Source organism: Brenneria sp. hezel4-2-4 (assembly GCF_013155275.1).
Classification (GTDB): domain Bacteria; phylum Pseudomonadota; class Gammaproteobacteria; order Enterobacterales; family Enterobacteriaceae; genus Brenneria.
Genome location: NZ_JABJXS010000030.1, coordinates 1 through 671 on the forward strand (window position 1 = coordinate 1; position 671 = coordinate 671).

A 671-nucleotide genomic window follows, 5' to 3' on the forward strand; every position below is an offset into this window, starting at 1 on the left:
TTCATGACTGGGGTGAAGTCGTAACAAGGTAACCGTAGGGGAACCTGCGGTTGGATCACCTCCTTAGTAAAAGCCTGATAGTGGTTGTGCAGTGTCCACACAGATTGTCTGATGAAAATAACGAGCAGAAATACCTTATAGGCTTGTAGCTCAGGTGGTTAGAGCGCACCCCTGATAAGGGTGAGGTCGGTGGTTCAAGTCCACTCAGGCCTACCAAATTCTTTCCCATGCCGCGTTGTGAAATGACTCGCATACTGATGTATGCTTCGCCATTGCACGCCTTGCCTGGAAAAGAATTAACTCTCCGAGTGGTATCTAAAGGTATCTGTAAGTCATGGGGCTATAGCTCAGCTGGGAGAGCGCCTGCTTTGCACGCAGGAGGTCTGCGGTTCGATCCCGCATAGCTCCACCATAAAAAAGACTTCAGAGTGTATTGGAAACAGTATGCTGCGAAGTATTTTGCTCTTTAACAATCTGGAACAAGCTGAAAATTGAAACGATACGGCTGAACATTATCCGCAAGGGTAGTGATTTTGTCGTATCGGAGTCTCTCAAATAATCGCAGCGCGAGCGTGACTTGATTTATCAAAGACACCTTCGGGTTGTGAGGTTAAGCGACTAAGCGTACACGGTGGATGCCTAGGCAGTCAGAGGCGATGAAGGGCGTGCTA

Annotated in this window: 2 tRNA genes and 1 rRNA gene; all 3 read left to right on the forward strand. The window is 48.3% G+C overall.

Annotated features, from left to right (window positions below):
* Nucleotides 1–66 (forward strand): 16S ribosomal RNA (locus HOY33_RS20440); the annotation flags it as partial.
* A 73-nt stretch (nt 67–139) separates the two neighbouring features.
* A tRNA-Ile gene (locus HOY33_RS20445) sits at nt 140–216 on the forward strand.
* Between the two features lie 120 nt (nt 217–336).
* Nucleotides 337–412, forward strand: a tRNA-Ala gene (locus HOY33_RS20450).
* The last annotated feature ends 259 nt before the right edge of the window (nt 413–671 follow it).